The sequence below is a fragment of the Allobosea sp. GW823-FHT01F03 genome (assembly GCF_058798075.1).
The window spans coordinates 85,779-105,013 of the sequence record NZ_CM179505.1; the positions used below are offsets into that span (position 1 = coordinate 85,779).

General features: G+C 65.6%; 17 protein-coding genes. 7 read left to right on the forward strand and 10 right to left on the reverse strand.

Annotated features, from left to right (window positions below; genetic code table 11):
• Positions 1-132 precede the first annotated feature (132 nt).
• Entirely contained in the window at positions 133-3,567 is a 3,435-nt protein-coding gene (locus AC3RCC_RS00405; RefSeq protein ID WP_492257261.1) for a class I SAM-dependent DNA methyltransferase, read from the reverse strand.
• A gap of 138 nt (positions 3,568-3,705) precedes the next feature.
• Here AC3RCC_RS00405 and uvrB point away from each other — a divergent pair, with 138 nt between their 5' ends.
• On the forward strand, positions 3,706-6,417 hold the full coding sequence (uvrB, locus tag AC3RCC_RS00410; RefSeq protein ID WP_492257262.1) for an excinuclease ABC subunit UvrB: 2,712 nt from the start codon (positions 3,706-3,708) through the stop codon (positions 6,415-6,417).
• A 49-nt stretch (positions 6,418-6,466) separates the two neighbouring features.
• Here the strand turns inward: uvrB and AC3RCC_RS00415 are convergent, their stop codons facing one another.
• The 6 genes from AC3RCC_RS00415 to AC3RCC_RS00440 form a co-directional block, all read right to left on the reverse strand.
• Complete coding sequence (locus AC3RCC_RS00415) at positions 6,467-7,114, reverse strand: MAE_28990/MAE_18760 family HEPN-like nuclease (RefSeq protein ID WP_492257263.1); 648 nt, start codon at positions 7,112-7,114, stop codon at positions 6,467-6,469.
• Positions 7,111-7,578: a hypothetical protein gene (locus AC3RCC_RS00420; protein ID WP_492257264.1), complete on the reverse strand. Its 468-nt coding sequence runs from the start codon at positions 7,576-7,578 to the stop codon at positions 7,111-7,113. The genes AC3RCC_RS00415 and AC3RCC_RS00420 overlap by 4 nt, the downstream gene beginning before the upstream one ends.
• Positions 7,579-7,626: 48 nt before the next feature.
• Complete coding sequence (locus tag AC3RCC_RS00425; protein ID WP_492257265.1) at positions 7,627-8,229, reverse strand: GmrSD restriction endonuclease domain-containing protein; 603 nt, start codon at positions 8,227-8,229, stop codon at positions 7,627-7,629.
• Positions 8,230-9,614: 1,385 nt separating this feature from the next.
• On the reverse strand, positions 9,615-9,914 hold the full coding sequence (locus AC3RCC_RS00430) for a hypothetical protein (RefSeq protein WP_316021167.1): 300 nt from the start codon (positions 9,912-9,914) through the stop codon (positions 9,615-9,617).
• 130 nt (positions 9,915-10,044) lie between these two features.
• Positions 10,045-10,431, reverse strand: coding sequence for a SpoIIAA family protein (locus tag AC3RCC_RS00435; RefSeq protein WP_291646144.1), 387 nt, complete (start codon positions 10,429-10,431; stop codon positions 10,045-10,047).
• Positions 10,432-10,488: 57 nt separating this feature from the next.
• On the reverse strand, positions 10,489-11,232 hold the full coding sequence (locus AC3RCC_RS00440; protein WP_291637980.1) for a hypothetical protein: 744 nt from the start codon (positions 11,230-11,232) through the stop codon (positions 10,489-10,491).
• 441 nt (positions 11,233-11,673) lie between these two features.
• On the opposite strand from AC3RCC_RS00440, the gene AC3RCC_RS00445 reads away from it, so the two are divergent.
• The 6 genes from AC3RCC_RS00445 to AC3RCC_RS00470 are packed head-to-tail and all read left to right on the forward strand — an operon-like array spanning position 11,674 to position 15,577.
• Complete coding sequence (locus AC3RCC_RS00445; protein WP_365877478.1) at positions 11,674-11,946, forward strand: hypothetical protein; 273 nt, start codon at positions 11,674-11,676, stop codon at positions 11,944-11,946.
• 8 nt (positions 11,947-11,954) lie between these two features.
• Positions 11,955-12,140: a hypothetical protein gene (locus AC3RCC_RS00450; protein ID WP_291646146.1), complete on the forward strand. Its 186-nt coding sequence runs from the start codon at positions 11,955-11,957 to the stop codon at positions 12,138-12,140.
• A gap of 7 nt (positions 12,141-12,147) precedes the next feature.
• Positions 12,148-13,254: a methionine ABC transporter ATP-binding protein gene (locus tag AC3RCC_RS00455; RefSeq protein ID WP_291646147.1), complete on the forward strand. Its 1,107-nt coding sequence runs from the start codon at positions 12,148-12,150 to the stop codon at positions 13,252-13,254.
• Positions 13,244-13,909 (forward strand): methionine ABC transporter permease, encoded by a 666-nt coding sequence (locus AC3RCC_RS00460; protein ID WP_066472944.1) that lies wholly within the window; start codon positions 13,244-13,246, stop codon positions 13,907-13,909. The genes AC3RCC_RS00455 and AC3RCC_RS00460 overlap by 11 nt, the downstream gene beginning before the upstream one ends.
• 37 nt (positions 13,910-13,946) lie before the next feature.
• A complete protein-coding gene (locus tag AC3RCC_RS00465; protein ID WP_492257266.1) occupies positions 13,947-14,747 on the forward strand; it encodes a MetQ/NlpA family ABC transporter substrate-binding protein in 801 nt (266 codons plus the stop codon).
• Between the two features lie 41 nt (positions 14,748-14,788).
• Positions 14,789-15,577 carry a MetQ/NlpA family ABC transporter substrate-binding protein gene (locus tag AC3RCC_RS00470; RefSeq protein ID WP_291646149.1) on the forward strand — a complete coding sequence of 263 codons (789 nt, stop codon included), beginning with the start codon at positions 14,789-14,791 and terminating at the stop codon, positions 15,575-15,577.
• 260 nt (positions 15,578-15,837) lie between these two features.
• On the opposite strand, the gene AC3RCC_RS00475 is transcribed toward AC3RCC_RS00470, so the two are convergent.
• Genes AC3RCC_RS00475 through AC3RCC_RS00485 form a run of 3 tightly spaced genes read right to left on the reverse strand, consistent with a single transcriptional unit; the run spans position 15,838 to position 19,195 of the window.
• Entirely contained in the window at positions 15,838-16,551 is a 714-nt protein-coding gene (locus AC3RCC_RS00475; RefSeq protein ID WP_492257267.1) for an ABC transporter ATP-binding protein, read from the reverse strand.
• Positions 16,551-17,312 carry an ABC transporter ATP-binding protein gene (locus AC3RCC_RS00480; RefSeq protein ID WP_492257268.1) on the reverse strand — a complete coding sequence of 254 codons (762 nt, stop codon included), beginning with the start codon at positions 17,310-17,312 and terminating at the stop codon, positions 16,551-16,553. The genes AC3RCC_RS00475 and AC3RCC_RS00480 overlap by 1 nt, the downstream gene beginning before the upstream one ends.
• Positions 17,309-19,195, reverse strand: coding sequence for an ABC transporter permease (locus tag AC3RCC_RS00485; RefSeq protein ID WP_492258845.1), 1,887 nt, complete (start codon positions 19,193-19,195; stop codon positions 17,309-17,311). The genes AC3RCC_RS00480 and AC3RCC_RS00485 overlap by 4 nt, the downstream gene beginning before the upstream one ends.
• Positions 19,196-19,235: the final 40 nt, after the last annotated feature.

The window sequence follows — 19,235 nt, forward strand, 5'->3', positions numbered from 1 at the left end:
GCAGCCGCGCGACAGCGGCGTGACGCTGGCGCGACAGTTTTTGAGCATTTCCCTGAAACACGGAAATGCTCGATCTCTTTTCAGATCGCATTTTCTTCACGCGAACCGGTGTCCACTTCGCTCGAAAATGCTCTAGCCCTGCGCCGCGAAACGGCGGCCGAAGCGCCTGCCGCCATCGGCCGTCGAGACTTCGCCGACCCGCGCCAGCGAAACGAGGACGGCGCGAATGGCCGGGCGGACCTTGAGCCCCTGCCGGAACTGCATGGCGATCGCCTCGGCATCGAGCGGCGCACCGCCCCTGGCCAGGACGGCGAGCACGGCAGCGACCCGCTCGACCGGCTGGGTTGGAAAGGCAGGCAGGCCGGCCGCGGCGGTAGGCAGCGACAAGAGTTCGGCCGCCTCGACCTGCTCGCCCATGCCGCCGCCTTCCCCGAAGCGCGGACGCTGATAGTCGGGCCGTAGCCAGCGCACCGTGCCGCGCGCCTCCTCGCTCCAGCGCTCACGGTTGAGGGCGACCAGGCGGGAAAGCACGTCCTCCGCACCGGCATCGACCGGCCAGCCATAGGCCGCGGCGACAGCGGCATCGATGGCGTCGTGATGCTCCCCGAGGATCAGGACGAGACCGCGGTCGCGGAGATTCTCCTCGCCGGGCGTCAGCGGCAAACCCGCCCGGATCTTGTCATGGACATTGTAGAGCCCGGTCAGCGTCAGCCCGGGATGCGCCGCCAGCACCTGCTTGCGCAAGGCGTCGAGCGCCTCGGTCGGCTCGCGGATCACCTGCTTCTGGCTCTCCGTGGCGTCGGGGAAGGGAAAAGGGTCGAAGCAGCGCGATTTGGAATAGCGCGGCCGGTCCTCCAAGGTCCCGCCTTGCTGCAGGCTCCAGATCGCGTGGAAGTGCGAGGACAGCACGCCGAGATGGAAGGCGTCGGAGAGCGCGACCGCGATGACCATGTTGTCCGGCAGGATCGCCTGGTCGAGGAACTGGAAGACGCGATGCTTGGCGGTTTCGACCGTTGCGATGTAGCGCTGCAGGCTGGAAAGCGCCGGGCGCAGTTCCTGACGCGGCTTTCCGAATTGCCACCACTTGGCCAGATAGCTCTTTGCATCGGCAGTCGGCGAGCGCGCGAACTGCGCTTGCCGGTCCCGTTCGACGGTCAGGCGAAGGTGCTGGTAGACCTCCGGGAAGCGCTCGCGGACCTCGCCGGCATCGAGCCCGAGCAGGTCGACGACCAGGGCGCCCCGCGGGCGGGCGGTGAGATCGCGCCCGTTCCGATAGGGCCGGATATGGGCTTCGAGCCCGGGCCGCCGGCCGAGGCCGAGCGCCTGCGCCGCGTCCGGCGAGACGATGAAGCCCGCCCCGTGCAGCTTGACGCCAGGCGAGCACAGGGCCTCGTTTGCAAGCAATGGCCGGGCCTGCGAGGCGTCGGCACCGATGGTGAGGTCGGCATTGATCCGGCCCGCCCGCTCGGCAAAGCCGATCTGCGGCTGATCGCTGTCGAGGCCCGTCTCGGAGGTGACTTCGAGCAGGCGCCCCTCATGCCTGCCGGCCACGGCCACCGTCATGGCGATGCGCACCGCCGCGGCGTCCTTGCCGGCCTTGGTCCAGGGATGGTCGGCGACCGCCAGCAGCAGCGAGACCGGGCTCCGCGCATCGAGATGCCGCTCGACCGTGCGGCGCTGGAAGAGCTGGGTGATCGAATTGGTGGTGACGAAACCGAAGCGCCGCAGCGCCGTGCCCGGTGCGGTGAGCAGCGCGGCGGCCCGATCCCACCAGTACATGACGAGGTCGGCGCTCTCGTTCATCTGCGGCCAGGCCAGCCGCAGCGCCGCGACATAGCCGTCGCCGAGGCGCCGGCGCAGGTCCTTGCCGCCGATGAAGGGCGGGTTGCCGACGATGAACTCCGCCTCCGGCCAGGGCGGCGGACGCGGATTGGCCGGCGCGACCTCGCGGCCGGCCTCCACGGAAGGCACCGGCCAGTCGTCCCAGGTCAGCAGGGCATCGCCCGGCACGATCTGCGCGAGCTTCCGCAGGATCGGCTCGCGCGGCGCGTAGGCCCGCGTCCGCAGATGCCATTGCAGATAGCCGATCCAGAGCATCAGATCGGCGATCGCCACCGCCCGGCGATTGGCGTCGATACCGAAGAACTGCCCCGGCCCGACGCCGCGTTCGGCAAAACCGCCGAAATGCTCGACCGCGCCGAGCTCCGCGGCGGTCTCCAGCACCTCGCCCTCGAGCCGCTTCATCAGGTCCTGGGCGACATGCAGGAAATTGCCGGTGCCGCAGGCAGGGTCGAGCACCCGCGTCTTGCAGAGTTTCATGTGGAAGGCCTCGACCAGCGCCAGCGCGGTGCGCGCACTGCCGCCATCGCGCGCCTGCTGGGCGGCGCCGAGCACCGCCCGCCAATCGTCGCGCAGCGGCGCGATCACGGTCTCGACGACCAGGCGCTCGACATAGGCGCGCGGCGTGTAATGCGCGCCGAGCCTTGCCCGCTCGGCCGGCTCCAGCGCCTGTTCGAGCAGGGCGCCGAAGATCGCCGGTTCGACCAGGCTCCAATCATGCTCGGCCGCCGCCAGCAATTCGGCGATGCCGTCGCGACCGAGCGCGAAGACCTGCGGCTCGGCGAACATCCGGCCGTTGAACTGCTTGATCTGGGCCCGCACCGCCGAGGAATAGTCGCCGCGATCCATCGCCCGCCAGAGATCCTCGACCAGCGGCTTGAAGCTCCTCGGGGACTCCTGGCATTCGCGCAGCAAGCGCTTGAAACTGTCGCGCGGGATCAGGCCGACATCCTCGGCGAACATGGTGAAGAGGCAGCGCATCAGGAAGAGCGCGACATCCTCGGCATCGTAGCGACGCTCCAGCGCCTTCGAGACGGCGGCGAGCCGCGTTGCGATCTGGCGCGTCGCCAGCGCCGCATGGCGGGCCGGGTCGAGCGCGGCGGGATCGGACCAAATCCGGGCGATCCGGGCCCGGATCGCCGGGTCGCGGAGATCGTCGAGATAGACGCGGAAGCGGTGCCGGTCGGGGAACTGGGCGTAGTTCTTCCCCTGGCCGGAAAAGTCGGCATAGAACTCGAAGCAGTGCCCGACATCACAGAGGATGATGAAGGGCGGCCAGCCATGCGAAGCCGGCAAAGCGCGGGCATAATGCTCGGCCTGGCGCTTGGCGTGCAGCATCTTGACGTCGAGGGCGCGGTCGGCGCCGCGGCGACCGCGCGGTGCGGCCGAGGGTTCTTCCGCACCCGCCTCGGCCAGCAGGATCTCCTTGCGCTGGCCCTTGAGGCGGCTCTGCTTGGCTTCGAGCACGAAGCAGGACTTCTTGTAGAGGTCGATGCGGCCGGTGCCGCTCGTACCGGCGGCATCGTGGAACGCCACCGGATATTCGAAGCGATAGGTCACCGCCTCGGCATCGCTGGTCGGGGGCAGCGGCGTCCCGGCGCCGATCAGCCGGCAGAACTCGGTCAGGAACTGCGCGTAGGCAGCCCGTTCCGCGCCCTCCGAGACACGCCATTTCGCGATGAAGGCGTCGACAGCCGCCGCATCGGTCCCAGCCCCGCCCCCCGGCATGGCCGCTCCCATTGATTGCATCATGTAGATATGCAACTAATGCGAGCATATCATCTCCTGTCAACTCCTGTCATCAATCGAGCGGGAGCGCGTCCCTGCCCTCTCGCATCGGCGGCGATCTGCGCCCATATTGCGACCATGCCAAAGCGCCCCGATGCCAGCTCCGACACCGCCTCGCCCGAGGCGGAACGCCCCGCCGCCGAGGCCGCAAAGGCCGCGACCAAGAAGCCCGCGAAGAAGCCGGCGAGCGCCCGCACGCCCAATTCCAAGGCGACCAAGCCTGATCTGAAGCCTTTGGAAGGCTATCTCGCCGACCTGCTCAACCCGGCGATCAACCGCGGCACGGCGGTGCCGGGCGGCGCCTCCGGCTTCAAGGACACGCCGCAGGCCGGCTACGAGGCGCGGCCGGGCGCGCCGGGCGAGAGCAAGCCACGAAAACTCTCGAAAAAAGCCGATGCCGCCTTCGCCGGCTCGGATGGCGAGACCGCGGCCTCGCTGACGGCGCAGTCGCTGCAGGCGCTGCTGGAGACCGGCAGCCCGTTCATCGAGCCTGGCAAGGCCTGGGTGCCGCACCGCCCCGCCCGCCCCGAGAAATCGGAAGGCGGCGTGCGCTTCCAGATGAAGTCCGACTTCTCCCCCTCGGGCGACCAGCCGACCGCGATCGCCGATCTCGTCGACGGCATCAGCCGGCAGGAGCGCGACCAGGTGCTGCTCGGCGTCACCGGCTCCGGAAAGACCTTCACCATGGCCAAGGTGATCGAGGAGACGCAGCGCCCGGCGCTGATCCTCGCGCCGAATAAGACATTGGCGGCCCAGCTCTACGGCGAGTTCAAGAGCTTCTTTCCCGACAATGCGGTCGAGTACTTCGTCTCCTATTACGACTACTACCAGCCCGAGGCCTATGTGCCGCGCTCGGACACCTATATCGAGAAGGAATCCTCGATCAACGAGCAGATCGACCGGATGCGCCATTCGGCGACGCGCTCGCTGCTCGAACGCGACGACGTGATCATCGTCGCCTCGGTCTCCTGCATTTACGGCATCGGCTCGGTCGAGACCTATACGGCGATGACCTTCTCGCTGAAGCTCGGCGAGCGCATCGAGCAGCGCCAATTGATCGCCGACCTCGTGGCGCTGCAATACAAGCGCGTCCAGCATGATTTCGCGCGCGGCACCTTCCGGGTCCGGGGCGACACGGTCGAGCTCTACCCGGCCCACTATGAGGACCGCGCCTGGCGCATCGGCCTGTTCGGCGACGAGATCGAGAGCATCTCCGAATTCGATCCGCTGACCGGCCAGAAGACCGGCGAGCTCGAATTCATCAAGGTCTACGGCAATTCGCACTACACCACGCCGCGGCCGACGCTGAACCAGGCGGTGAAGTCGATCAAGGAGGAGCTGAAAGGCCGGCTCGACGAGCTCAACCGCATGGGCCGCTATCTCGAGGCGCAGCGGCTCGACCAGCGCTGCACCTTCGACATCGAGATGATCGAGGCCACCGGCTCCTGCAACGGCATCGAGAACTATTCGCGCTATCTCACCGGCCGCAAGCCGGGCGAGCCGCCGCCGACCCTGTTCGAATACCTGCCCGACAACGCCCTCGTCTTCACCGACGAAAGCCATGTCACGGTCCCGCAGATCGGCGCGATGTACAAGGGCGACTTCCGCCGCAAGGCGACGCTGGCCGAATACGGCTTCCGCCTGCCCTCCTGCATGGACAACCGGCCGCTGCGCTTCGAGGAATGGGACGCGATGCGCCCCGCCTCGGTGCATGTCTCGGCGACGCCCGGCTCATGGGAGATGGAGCAGACCGGCGGCGTCTTCACCGAGCAGGTCATCCGCCCGACCGGGCTGATCGATCCGCCGGTCGAGATCAGGCCGGCCAAGCACCAGGTCGCCGACCTGCTCGACGAGGTCAAGGAAGTCACCGAGAAGGGCTACCGCACCCTCGTCACCGTGCTGACCAAGCGCATGGCCGAGGATTTGACCGAATACCTGCACGAGAACGGCGTGCGGGTGCGCTACATGCACTCCGACATCGACACGATCGAGCGCATCGAGATCCTGCGTGATCTGCGCCTCGGCACCTTCGACGTCCTCGTCGGCATCAACCTGCTGCGCGAGGGCCTCGACATTCCCGAATGCGGCTTCGTCGCCATTCTCGACGCCGACAAGGAAGGTTTCCTGCGCTCGGAGACCTCTCTGATCCAGACCATCGGCCGCGCCGCCCGCAATGTCGACGGCAAGGTCGTGCTCTATGCCGACCACATCACCGGCTCGATGGAGCGGGCGATGGCAGAGACCAATCGCCGCCGCGAGAAGCAGCTCGCCTATAATGAAGAGCACGGCATCACGCCGCAGACGGTGAAGAAGAACATCGGCGACATTCTCGGCTCGGTCTATGAGCGCGACCATGTCACCGTCGATCGCGGGCTGGTCGAGGCGCCGGTCGCCGGCCACAACCTGAAAGCCGCGATCGCCGATCTCGAAAAGCGCATGCGCGAGGCCGCCGCCGACCTCGAATTCGAGACCGCCGCGCGCCTGCGCGACGAGATCAAGCGCCTGCAGGCGACGGAGCTCGCCATCGCCGACGACCCGCTCGCCCGCCAGAGCGATGTCGAGGGCAGCGCCGGCAAATACCAGGGCGAACGGTCCTACGGCGCCAGCGCCAACCTGCCGACCCGCGCCCGCAAGCCGACCGACGCCGATATGGGCCCGCATAACTGGGGCGGGGGTGAAGGTCGCCCGAAGGCGAGCGTGGCGCGACCGCGCAAGCCCGGGCTCGACGAGATGGGCCCGGTGCCGGAGTCGCGGCCCAAGGGGGCGGGAGAGAGACGGGGGCGGAGGTGAGAGGGCTACCTACTCTCTTCAGATTGTGTATGGGCAGAGTAATTTTCTATTACGCCGCCTTATAGGTTTGTAGTACTACACGGTTCTCAAGTAGATCACCAAAATTGCGGATCAAAGATATCGTATCATCTACAATAGAATCAAGTTCATTAACTGACACGAGTGTGTCTTCACCATGCGCGATGGCATTCCTCCTTTTAAGGAGAATTATGTCGATGAACGCTGCCTTGCTACTAAAATAACTGCCATCTACTCCGCATATTAGGCATATTTCCAAAATAGTGTCCAAATTCAGGTTCGATTTAGTGTTTATGAGGTCATCGTTGGCTCGACTAAAGCGCCTATCGTTCGAGTTTAGAATTTCATCAATTAGGATGCAGCGGTCATGCACGCTGTATTTGCTGGATGAAAGTGCTCCGAGTCTCGGCAGAAAATAATTCTTCAGAAATTGGATAGAAAGATCTTTATACTGAAATTTTCTGAGCGCAATGTGCTCAAGATATTTCTTTGCGCTAAAGCGCGCGTAACCTTCCCAATGGGCATATGATACTGTTATCAAAGCTCGCAAAAGAACCTTTTGCAAGCCCGCGTCGCTTCGACGAATTGCGGCTTTGAGGTCAGATATTTCTCTAATACGCCAATTGCGATCCATGGTTATCTGTTCAGAAAATTCGGCTTCGGTGTATGGCTTGCTCATGGACGAAACCATTGTGCGCCGAACGGAACAGTGCGTTGGATTCTGATCGTGCCGCGCAACCCTGGTGATGTAAAATTCGCGGCAGCAGGTTGACTCCAAAATCCCTGAATTTTGCTCTCAACAAAAGCTTTCGCAGCATCGGTTCCGAGGGCAGAAATCGCCTCGATATTCTTTGCGATGCCTACAGCTATGCCTTCAAGGCCGACTAGGCCAACTTTTCCTAGGTGCCGTCCATTGTCAAAACGGCGAAGAGCGTCATCCCCGGCGACTGAATCCAAAAGGTCAAAAGTCTTCTTCAGCAGATTAACGGCTTTTTGTGAGTCTCCCGCGCGAGCAAGCGTAATAATTCCTTCGTCAATGTACTCCTCAACGTCCAATTTTCCATCATAATCGACCAAAGTGTGAACTAAAAAGCGTACAGCCATCTCAACATGGCGCTGACGCTCAATCTGATCGTCGCTCACAGATATAACTGACTTAAATTGATCTTCTTCCGCAACCGAACGGACAGCTCAAAAATATGTCGCATTGACCATGAGTATGATACAGTTTCTCAATTCCTGCGCGTTGGCTTGAGTTCCACTGGCATTTAATCTTTGAAAGAGGTCATATTTTGTTTGATCGTCACTTGGACGTTTAAGAATCTCAACGCCCAAGCGACTGCGCCGAATCGCAAGCTGCTGACTCTTTTCAAGTACATTTTGCTCCACTGCGCTGACATCAGGGATTTGGTCAGAGGTTTCCCAAACAGCGTTATGCAAAGAAGGCAGATATTTTGTTGCCTCAAGAATGGATGGCGGCCGAATTCCACCCTCTGAATTTCCAAGTTTACCCATAAATTCAAGTATTGTTGATATTCTTTGCAATCCGTCTATCAATTCCCATTTTCCATCTTCCTTCTCGAAAACAAATATTGAAGGAATTGGAATCCCTAATAGGATCGATTCAATAAGTCGAGATTTCTGAACTGGCTGCCATCTAAACAATCTCTGGAATTCAGGGTCGATAATTATCTCCGAATTCTCATACATGCTCACAATTTCGCCTATCGACATTTGATAAGCGTCGGTCCTGACCAGCCTCTGGGCAGATTCAATTTCTAATGCAAGCGTCATTGGCATTGTCCAAAGCGATTTTAATAGTTTGCAATTCTAGCGAGCATCTGACTGCTAGATCAATGCGGAGATGGGGTCGTTCCTCAACGCGCTGTCTTTCGCCGAGGCCTTCTGCTGCTAAGGCAGGATCTCATCGGATGCTCCGCGCCACCTTCTCCCATCCGGGAGAAGGCTGGGTCGAGGTTCCGGCGCCTCACTGCATTCGATGCCATTCGCACCGGACGAGCCATTCGGCGAAGCGCGCAGGGAACCCCTCTCCCGGCTGGGAGAGGGGCAGGGGTGAGGGACTGCCGCTGATCGTCAGGGTGCGATGGAGCCGTTGCGCCTTCTGCGGCAAGGGCAGGCCCTCATCCGGCGCTCCGCGCCACCTTCTCCCATCCGGGAGAAGGGAGGTTCGAGGTTCTGGCGCCTCCACCCCGTCATGGTCGCCCTTGTGGCGACCATCCACGTCTTGCGGCGCCGAGGACCGGCTCGTCGTTGTGGATACTGAGGCTGGTCGCCACCGCCCACAGGCGTGGATGGTCGGGACAAGCCCGACCATGACGGTGAGGGCGCGTAACCCTTCTCCCCTCGGGGGAGAAGGTGGCAGCGCGTAGCGCTGACGGATGAGGGAAGGATGGCTCGCCCGGTCGAGGCGCCCTCATCCCCTGCCGGACCTTCTCCCCCAAGGGGAGAAGGAAGCTGTTTATCCCCGCCCTCCCGACCTCCCGTATAATCCCCCGCATCCCATCCCCGAGGGGCAGCCGACCGGAGGCATGTCGTTTGGCGGGGTGGGTGCGGCGCCTGCGGCCGGGCTTGCAACCCGGTCCCGGGAGGCTTCGGGAACCGACCTGGGGGTACTACGGCCCCTGCGCGAGGAGCTCGCTAGCTGGACCTGCCGCCGATCCTAAGCCGTCCGAGCGCCGACGCGACGACCCGATGAGGGGAACTGGCGAAGGCAGCGGGCGGGATCGGGGCAAGGTCCGAATGAAGCGCGGCCCGGAGTTTTCAAATCGCCGCTGAGCGGAGCGCCACGGGGCGGGCGGGTGGTGGCTCAATCCATCCGCACCGCTTCCTGGCTCAATGGAAGCGGATACCAAACCGCGCCTCGCGGCGCTCCGCTGCCCCTCAGATGCGACAACGCCCGCAGGTGAGCCTGCGGGCGGGGAAAAGTGTGGGCGCGGGAGGTGCAACCCGCCCCCTCTCCCCTTGCGGGAGAGGGTCGGGGTGAGGGGTCGCGGGACCTTGAGAGATTAGCGCTTGCAGCGGCCGAAACCGGATAGCGCAGCGCGACCCCTCATCCGGCGCTCCGCGCCACCTTCTCCCGCAAGGGGAGAAGGCAGAGTGTCGAAATTCCCGCGCCCTTCGCTTGTGGGGAACAGGGGCACGAAGGGCGCGGGGCCGCCTTACCAGCGGTCGTAGGCGTCACGGTGGCGGCGGCCATGGGCCGGGGCCCAGGGCGGCGGGCCGCCATGGCGGCGGCCATAGCCATAGCCGTAGCCGTCGCGATAGCGATGGCGGCGCTCATAGCGGTGCTGGCGCTCCATGTTGCGCTGGATCTCCCACATCCGGTGCTCGCGGTTGTGGCGGACATAGGTCGCCTCGAGCTTGTCGAGGCCGGCCGCGCCGCCAAAGGCCTCGCCGGCAGCGGCCGGCGTGACGGCGGCGCCCAGTGCGATGGCCGCGGCGATGAGAATGTGACGCATGACTGGTCTCCTTCGTCTGCTGATGGGCATTTGACCAGCGGGCTGCGGAACTCCGCCTGAACGGCTCGGTCGGCTGCCGTTCATCTTGGAGCCGGCGCGTTTCCCGCCGGCTCGGGGTGAAAACGGGGAATCAGGCGTCGGGACCGCCCTCGATCTCGCTCGCCCAGGCGAGCGCCGCGTCGAAGGCGCCCGGCTTGAAGCTCCTGACCTCGACGAAGGGCACGAGCGGGCTCGCGATCGCGACCAGGGTCTCGATCCAGCCCTTGTCGGTGACGACAGCCTCACGCGGGAAACGGTGCCATTGCAGGATCTTGCCGAAGCCGTAGCGGGCATCCTTGAGGCCGGCGCGGAAGGTCATGTCCTCGAAGCCGGTGAGATCGGCGAGGATGCCGAGCTTCTCATGCCGTTCGAGCTTGGCCTCGATCTCGGCGATCAGCCGGTCGAAATCCGGCTCGGTCAGCGTGCCGCTGATGCGGAAGGCGGCGACATGGTCGGCTGCGGGGAGAATGTCGAGCATGGCCCTCTGTCCCTGGCTTGTCCCGAAGCAACGCCGGCAGGGCAGGAAGGTTCGGCGCTATTTCAGCGCAATGATCAACATCAGGAAGGCGAGCACGATCAGGACCTGCTTCAGGCTCCAATTGATCCGCCTGAGCTGCTCGGACACCGGATCCTCCGGCTCCTCCTCGGGATCGGCCTCGGCGGCCGCATCGGCTTGGGCCTGCTGGGCTGGGCTGGCGGTGGCGGCCCTGCCCCATTCGATCGACTCGACCCGGCCATGGCCGCTGGCGCTGCGGCCGCTGGCGGCCTCGAGCCCGAGATGGAAGGCGAGCGGGCGGCCGGGCAATGCCTCGGGCTCGGCCTCGCGCAGCCATAGATCGGTCGCGGCGCTGAGCGACAAATGCAGGGGCGCCTTCTCGGCGAGATCGCGGCCGAGCTCGGCGAAGAGCGGCTGCGGCAGGAAGAGGTCGGCGCGGTAGTTCTGGTCGAGCCCGGCCTCCTGCGCATCGCCGGCAAGGCCGAGGCGCAGCAATGGCGCCTGCGCGCCTTCGGTCGGGAAGGGCCGGATCGTCAGGGCGATGTCATGGGCCTCGCCAGGATGACCGGCCCGGTGCAGGCTCGCCTCGCGCGGCCGGGCCCGCCCCTCGATGCGGTCGGCCTCGTGCCGCACACCCTCGCGCCAGACATGGCCGCGCACCAGAGCGAGCCCGTCCGCCTCCAGAGCGAGCGGGCGGCCGACGGCCTGGATGAAGGCGCCGGCGACGCCGTCGATCGTCATCCGCCCGTCGGCGATGCTGACGCCGCGCACCGCCTGGTTCATGCGAGGTCCGAATCGCGAATAGCCATGGCGGGACGATAGCAGGTCGGAGCGGCGGCGCGCCAGAACAGGCGCTGCGATGCGCCATTCACGGCCCCGCACGCAGTTTCGACCGCCTCGACGCCCGGAGAAAATTCTTCTCCGAGAACATGTCTCTTTAAAAGAACGATTGGATTGACACGAAGAACGACACTGCCTAGATTGGGCCTGTCACCGGCTCAGCCCCGTGGCCGCGGAGATTTGAGCGAGCAGCTTGCGCCGCGTCACCAAACGCTAAAGCGGAGAGCAACATGACCGAGCATTTCCTTCCTCCGATCGAACCGACCCTTCGTTCGATGATGTTCTGTTGTCGGCGCTGAGCCAGCGCTGAGACCGCCCGTGCGGCGGATTTTCTTCCGAACAGATTCATCCTTCGAGACGCCGCATCGCGGCGGAGGTCACGTCATGTCGCAGTTCACTTCCCTTGCATCCGATCAGACCGTCGTCGCCCAGCCGACGCTCGCCCAGTCCACACTCGCCTATGTCATCGAGGTCGGCGAGACCCAGGCCGGGCTGGTGGCGCGCCGCGCCGGCGAGCGCTTCTTCACCTTCATCTCGGCGGCTTCGGCCTTCGACCGGCTCGAGGGCGAGCGCTTCGCGACGCCAGGCGCGGCCGAACGCGCCGCCCGTTTGCTCGTCGCGCCGCGCCGTCAGGGCCAGACGCGGCTGGCGGCCTGAGGCGAGTGATGTCCGGGCTCGAAACCCTGCGCCGGCGCCTCGCGCTCTGGCTCGGCGAGGCTCTGCCCGCCGCGCCACGCCGGCTCGACCAACCCTCCTTTTCGGTCGACGACGAGGCGCAGCGCCGATCGGTCCGGCAGGTGACGCTCGAGCAGATCAGCATCACCCACTGGTCCTGCCACACGCTATACTGAGGTCATGATGAACGCCCCCCTGAAACCCGACGCCTTCCGCGTCGCGGCCGAGATCGCGCCATTGGCCGAGCCGGTCATCCGCTTCGAGCGGGTCGGCAAGGTCTTCGCCGGCCGGCGCGGCCAGAAGCCGGTCACGGCGCTGGAAGGCATCGACCTCGATGTGCCGCGCGGCGCCATCGTCGGCGTGATCGGCCGCTCCGGCGCCGGCAAGTCGACTCTGATCCGCCTGGTCAACGGGCTGGAGCGCGCCAGCTCCGGCCGCATCCTGATCGAGGGCGACGATGTCACCGACCTGACCGAGGCCGGCTGGCGGACGCGCCGCCGCTCGACCGGCATGATCTTCCAGCATTTCAACCTGCTCTCCTCGCGCACGGTGTTCGACAATGTCGCGCTGCCGCTCGAGATCGACGGCACGCCGAAGAGCGAGATCGCTGCGCGGGTCGAGAAACTGCTCGACCTCGTCGGTCTCGCCGACAAGCGCGAGCGCTATCCGGCCGAGCTCTCGGGCGGGCAGAAGCAGCGTGTCGGTATCGCAAGGGCGCTGGCGACCGACCCGAAGGTGCTGCTCTGCGACGAGGCGACCTCGGCACTCGACCCCGAGACGACGCAGTCGATCCTGGCGCTGCTCAAGCAGGTCAACCGCGAGCTCGGCGTCACCATCCTTCTGATCACCCACGAGATCCCGGTGATCAAGGAGATCTGCGACCGCGTCGCGGTGATCGAGGGCGGGCGCATCGTCGAGGAAGGCGAGACCTTCGAGGTCTTCACCCGGCCGCAGCACCCGACGACGGCCCGCTTCGTCGAAACGGTGACCGGCGTCGAATTGCCGGCCCATCTTGCCGGGCGGCTGCGCGAGACGCCGCTGGCCGGCGGCAGCGCCGTGCTGCGCGTCACCTTCTCCGGCGCCAACGCCACCGCGCCGGTGATCAGCCGGCTCGGCTCCACGATCGGCATCGACGTCAACATCCTGGCGGGGCGAATCGACGCCATCGCCGGCAAACCCTTCGGCAGCCTGCTCGTCTCGGTTCCCTCCGAAGAACCCGGCCTCGGTGCCGTGCTCGGCGCGCTGAAGGGCCTCGAACTCAAGGCAGAGGTCATCGGTCATGTCGCCTGAACTCATCCGCCTGATCATCCAGGCCACCGGCGACACGCTGCTGATGGTCGCGATCGCTGCCGGGCTCGGCACCCTGCTCGGCCTGCCGCTCGGCGTCTTCCTGGCGACGAGCAAGCGCGGCGAGCTCTTTGCCGCCCCGGCCGTCAACGCGATCCTCGGCACGCTGGTCAACGCCACGCGTTCGACGCCCTTCATCATCCTGGTCGTCGCGATCATCCCGTTCACCCGGCTGATCGCCGGTACATCGATCGGCACCACGGCGGCGACCGTGCCGCTGACGGTGGCGGCGACGCCGTTCATCGCCCGCCTCATCGAGGGCGCGATCCGCGAGGTCGACCAGGGGCTGGTCGAGGCGGCGCGCTCGATGGGCGCGACGCCGGTGCAGATCGTGCGCAAGGTCCTCGTCCCCGAGGCCCTGCCGGCGATCACCCTCGGCCTGACGCTCGCTCTCGTCAGCCTGATCGGCTTCTCGGCCATGGTCGGTGCGGTCGGCGGTGGCGGCCTCGGCGATCTCGGCATCCGCTATGGCTATCAGCGCTTCATGCCCGAAGTGATGGCTGCGGTCGTCGCGGTGCTGATCGTCCTCGTCCAGGCCGTGCAGAGCCTCGGCGACCGCCTCGCCCGCCATCTCAACAAACGCCTGCGCCACGCCTGAGCGCCACGCGAACCTTCTTCTTCAGCCGGAGCCTACCATGTCGACCTTGCTTTCCCGGCGCAGCCTGCTGGCTGCCGCCGCCGCCCTCTCCTTGCCCGCTTCGGGCGCCCTCGCCCAGCAGAACCAGGTGATCCGCATCGGCGTCACCCCCGGCCCGCATGCCGAGATCGTCGAGCAGATCAAGCCGATCATCGCCAAGAAGGGCTATGAGCTCAAAATCTTCGAGTTCTCGGATTTCGTCATCCCGAACCAGGCGCTCGACACCGGCGACCTCGAAGCCAATGCCTTCCAGCACCAGCCCTATCTCGACAACCAGGTGAAGGATCGCGGCTTCAAGATCGCGAGCGTCGCGACCACCGTCAATTTCCCGATGGGAATCTACTCGGCGAAGTACAAGAGCTGGGCCGAGGTGCCGGACGGCGCCACCGTCTCGATCCAGAACGACCCGACCAATGGCGGCCGCGCCTTGCTGCTGCTGCAGGACAAGGGCGTGATCAAGCTGAAGGACGGCACCGGCTTCAAGCCGACCGTGCTCGACATCACCGAGAACCCGAAGAAGCTGAAGATCGTCGAAATCGAAGCCGGGCAGACGGTGCGCTCGCTCGCCGACGTCGCTGCCGCGGCGATCAATACGAGCTATGCTGTCGACGCCAAGCTCGACCCGAACTCGGCGATCCTGCGCGAGGCGCCCAAGGGCCCCTACACCAACCTGATCGCGGTGCGCAGCGTCGACAAGGACAAGCCCTGGGTGCAGGCGCTGGTCGACAGCTACCGCTCGCCCGAGATCAAGGCCTTCGTCGCCGAGCGCTTCAAGGGCTCGATCCTGCCAACCTGGTGAAGCCGTCGCCTCCCGCAATCTACAAGAACGGAGTCCGTTCCATGACCACCCGCAGGACCATTCTCGCCGCCGCTTTCGCAGTCGCCGTCGCCGGCCCGGCGCTCGCCCAGCAGAACCAGGTGCTCCGCATCGGCGTCTCGCCCGGCCCGCATGCCGAGATCCTCGAGAAGGTGAAGCCGCTCGCCGCCCAGAAGGGGCTCGACATCAAGATCATCGAGTTTTCCGACTATGTCGTGCCGAACCAGGCGCTCGACGCCGGCGAGCTCGAGGCCAACTCCTTCCAGCACCAGCCCTATCTCGACAACCAGGTGAAGGACCGGAATTTCAAGCTGACCAGCGTCGGCCTGACCGTGAACTTCCCGCTCGGCATCTACTCGTCGAAGTACAAGAGCTGGGCCGAAATTCCGGACGGGGCCACGGTCGCGATCCAGAACGACCCGACCAATGGCGGGCGCGCCCTGCTGCTGCTGCAGGACAAGGGCGTGATCAAGCTCAAGGACGGCACCGGCTTCAAGCCGACGGTCGCCGACATCACCTCGAACCCGAAGAAGCTGAAGATCATCGAGATCGAGGCCGCCCAGACGCCGCGCTCGCTGGCCGACGTCGCCGCCGCCGCGATCAACACCAACTATGCCGTCGACGCCAAGATCGATCCGACCTCCGCGATCCTGCGCGAGGACGCCAAGGGTCCCTATGTCAACGTCATCGCGGTGCGCACCGCCGACAAGGACAAGCCCTGGGTCAAGACGCTGCTTGAGACCTATCACACGCCCGAGGTGAAGGCCTTCGTCGCCGAGCGCTTCAAGGGCCAGGTCTTGGCCGGCTGGTAAGCTTCCTCCCACCTGGCATCGTCACTGCCGGGCACCTGCCCCGGAAGCGCAAGCTTCCGGGGTTTTTCGTTTGCGGGCCAGATCGGATGCAACGCTGCCATTTCGTCATGCTCGCCCTTGTGGCGAGCATCCACATCTTGAACTCAGGTCTCGACCAGCAAAGACGTGGATGGTCGGGTCAAGCCCGACCATGACGGGAAGCGTGGTGTGCATGTTTCCAAGGCGCTGCCGCTCAGCGCCTCGCAATGACGGGAAGCGTCTCACACCGAAAGATACTGCGAGCGCACGGCTTCGTTGGCCTTGAGCTCGGCCATGGTGCCGGTAAAGCGGATCAGGCCCTTCTCGATGATCGTGGCCCGGTCGGCGACCGAGCCGGCGAAATGCAGGTTCTGCTCGGAGATCAGCACCGAGAGCCCCTCGCTCTTCAGCGCCAGGATGGTCTTGGCCATCTCCTCGACGATGACCGGGGCGAGCCCTTCCGAGGGCTCGTCGAGCAGGACGAGGCTGGGATTGCCCATCAGGGTGCGGGCGATGGTCAGCATCTGCTGCTCGCCGCCCGACATCGCCCCGCCCGGCCGGTCACGCATGCGGCCGAGATTGGGGAAGAGCTCGAACAGGCGCTCCGGCGTCCAGTAGGGCACGTTATCGCGGCGCGGCCGGCGCCCGACGGCGAGGTTCTCCATGACGCTGAGCTCGGAGAAGACCCGCCGGTCCTCGGGGACATAGCCGAGGCCGAGCCTTGCGATCTCGAAGGGCTCGCGCCCGGCGATCGGCTGCCCGTCGAAGACGACGCGGCCCGATTGCGGCGCAACGAGCCCCATCACCGCCTTCATCGTCGTCGACTTGCCGGCGCCATTGCGGCCCATCAGCGCCAGTACCTCGCCCCGCTCCATCGAGAAGCCGACGCCCTGCAGGATATGGGCGCGGCCGTAATAGGCGTTCAGCCCTTCGATCTCGAGCATGGTGGCGCTCATCAATGGCCTCCCGAAGTCGCGCCGGAGCCGAGATAGACGGCGCGCACCGCCGGGTCGTTACGGACCTCCTCGGCCTTGCCCTGCGCGATCAGCCGGCCGCGGTCGAGCACCAGCACGGCATCGGAATGGGCGAAGACGACATCCATGTCGTGCTCGGTGAAGAGCACGGCGATGCCGCGCTGCCGGGCGATTTCGGCGGTCAGCGCCATCAGGGCGATGCGCTCGCGTGGCGCCATCCCGGCCGTCGGCTCGTCCATCAGGAGAAGTTTTGGCTGGTTGGCGATGGCGACGGCGAGCTCGACGCGCTTCAGATCGCCATAGGCGAGTACGCCGCAGGCGCGCTCGGCCTGATCGAGCATGCCGACTTGGCTGAGCAGCGCGTCGGCTTCGGTGACATGGCGATCCTTGGCCCGGCCGAACAGTTTCCAGATCTCGCCGGCATGCGAGATCAGCGCCATCTGGACGTTCTCGCGCACGCTCATCGAAGCGAAGGTGGCGGTGATCTGGAAGGTGCGGCCGACGCCGAGCCGCCAGACCTCGCGCGGCTTCAGCCCGCTGATGCGGCGGCCGGCGAGGATGACCTCGCCGCGGTCGGAAGGCAGCTGGCCGTTCAGCATGTTGAAGCAGGTGGTCTTGCCGGCGCCGTTCGGGCCGATCAGAGCGAGCAGCTTGCCGGCCTCGACCTCAAAGCTGACATCGTCGACGGCGCGGACGCCGCCGAAGGACTTGCCGAGATTGCGGACTTCGAGGACCGGGGTCATCGGGCTGGCTCCGGCGTGGCGGCAGGCGCGGCGCCGCCATCCTCGCGGCGGCGCTCGGCGAGGGCGAGCGTGGTGCCGACCAGCCCGCGCGGGAACAGGATGACGAGCAGCACGATCGAGGCGCCGAGCACGAAGCGCCAGTACATCGTCGCCTTGGCGAGCTGCTCCTGCAGGCCCATGAAGGCGAAGGCGCCGACGATCGGGCCCGAAACCGTCTGGACACCGCCGAGCAGCACCATCAAGAGCGCATCGACCGAGCGCGGGATCGCCATATAGGTCGGGAAGACCGACCCCTTGAAGAAGGCGAAGAGCGAGCCGGCGATGCCCGCCGCGAAGGCGGCGATGATGAAGGCGAGCCACTGGATGCGCATCACCGGCAGGCCGATCGCCTCGGCCCTGAGCGGGCTGTCGCGCCCGGCCCGCAGAGCATAGCCGAAGGGCGCGAAGACGAAGACCCGCAGCAGCAGCACGAAGGCGACGCAGATCACCAGCGTGAGATAATAGAAGACCAGCTTCGAGCTCGCCCAGGCAGCCGGCCAGACGCCGAGGATGCCGTTGTCGCCGCCGGTGAGATCGACCCATTGGAAGGCGGTCGCCCAGGCGATCTGGGCGAAGGCGAGCGTCAGCATGGCCAGATAGACGCCCGAGAGCCGCACGCAGAACCAGCCGAAGACGAAGCCGGCGATGCCCGCGAGGAAGGGCGCGAAGGCGAGCGCCGGCAGCATCGGCAGAGCGAGCCATTTCACGGCGAGCGCCGCACCATAGGCGCCGAGGCCGAAATAGGCGGCGTGGCCGAAGGAGGCCATGCCGCCGGGGCCCATCATCAGATGCAGCGAGGCGGCGAAGAGCGCGAAGATCGAGAGTTCGGTCAGGGTCAGCAGCCAGTGATCGGCGACGATGAAGGGCGCGACCATGAGGAGCGCCAGCGCCAGCAGGCCGAGGCCCTTGGCAGCGGAGCTCGCCGGCAGCAGCAAGGGCTCGACCGGGCCATGGGCATGGGCGCTGCCGACCGGCCGCCTGCCCATCAGCCCATAGGGCTTGACCATCAGCACCACCGCCATGACCAGGAAGACCAGAACGAGCGTGATCTTCGGGAAGATCAGGATGCCGAAGGCGTGGATCACGCCGATCAGCACGGCTGCGAGATAGGCACCGGTGACGCTGCCGAGCCCGCCGACGACGACCACGACGAAGGCCTCGGCGATCATCGACAGGTCCATGTGCAGGTTGACCGCCTCGCGCGGCAGCTGAAGCGCTCCCCCGAGACCTGCCAGCCCCGCGCCGAAGGCGAAGACCGAGGTGAAGAGCAGGCGCTGGTTGACGCCGAGCGCGCCGACCATCTCGCGATCCTGCGTCGCGGCGCGCACCAAAGTGCCCCAGCGCGTCTTCTGGAACAGGAACCAGAGCAGGGCGAGCATGATCGGCCCGACCACGATCAGGAAGAGCTCATAGGTCGGGAAGCGGCTGCCCATCAGCACGACGAAGCTCTTGAAGCCCGGCGCGCGCGGGCCGAGCTTGTCCTCCGCTCCCCAGATCGCGAGTGCGATGTCCTGCACCATCAGCACCAGGCCGAAGGTGGCGAGCAGCTGGAAGAGTTCCGGCGCCTGATAGATCCGGCGCAATACGGTGATCTCGACCAGGGCACCGATCGCCGCAACGATCAACGCGGCGAGCACGACCCCGCCCCAGAAGCCGAGCGCTTCGGAGCCGCCGAAATAGGAGACCAGCGTGAAGGCGAGATAGGCGCCCAGCATGTAGAAGGAGCCATGCGCGAAGTTCACGATCCGCGTCACGCCGAAGATGATCGAGAGCCCGCAGGCGACGAGGAACAGCGACGAGGCCGAGGCCAGACCGTTCAGCGTCTGTGCGAAAATCAGGTCGATCATACCGACATCCATCGAACCGGGCGAAAAGGGCGCACTC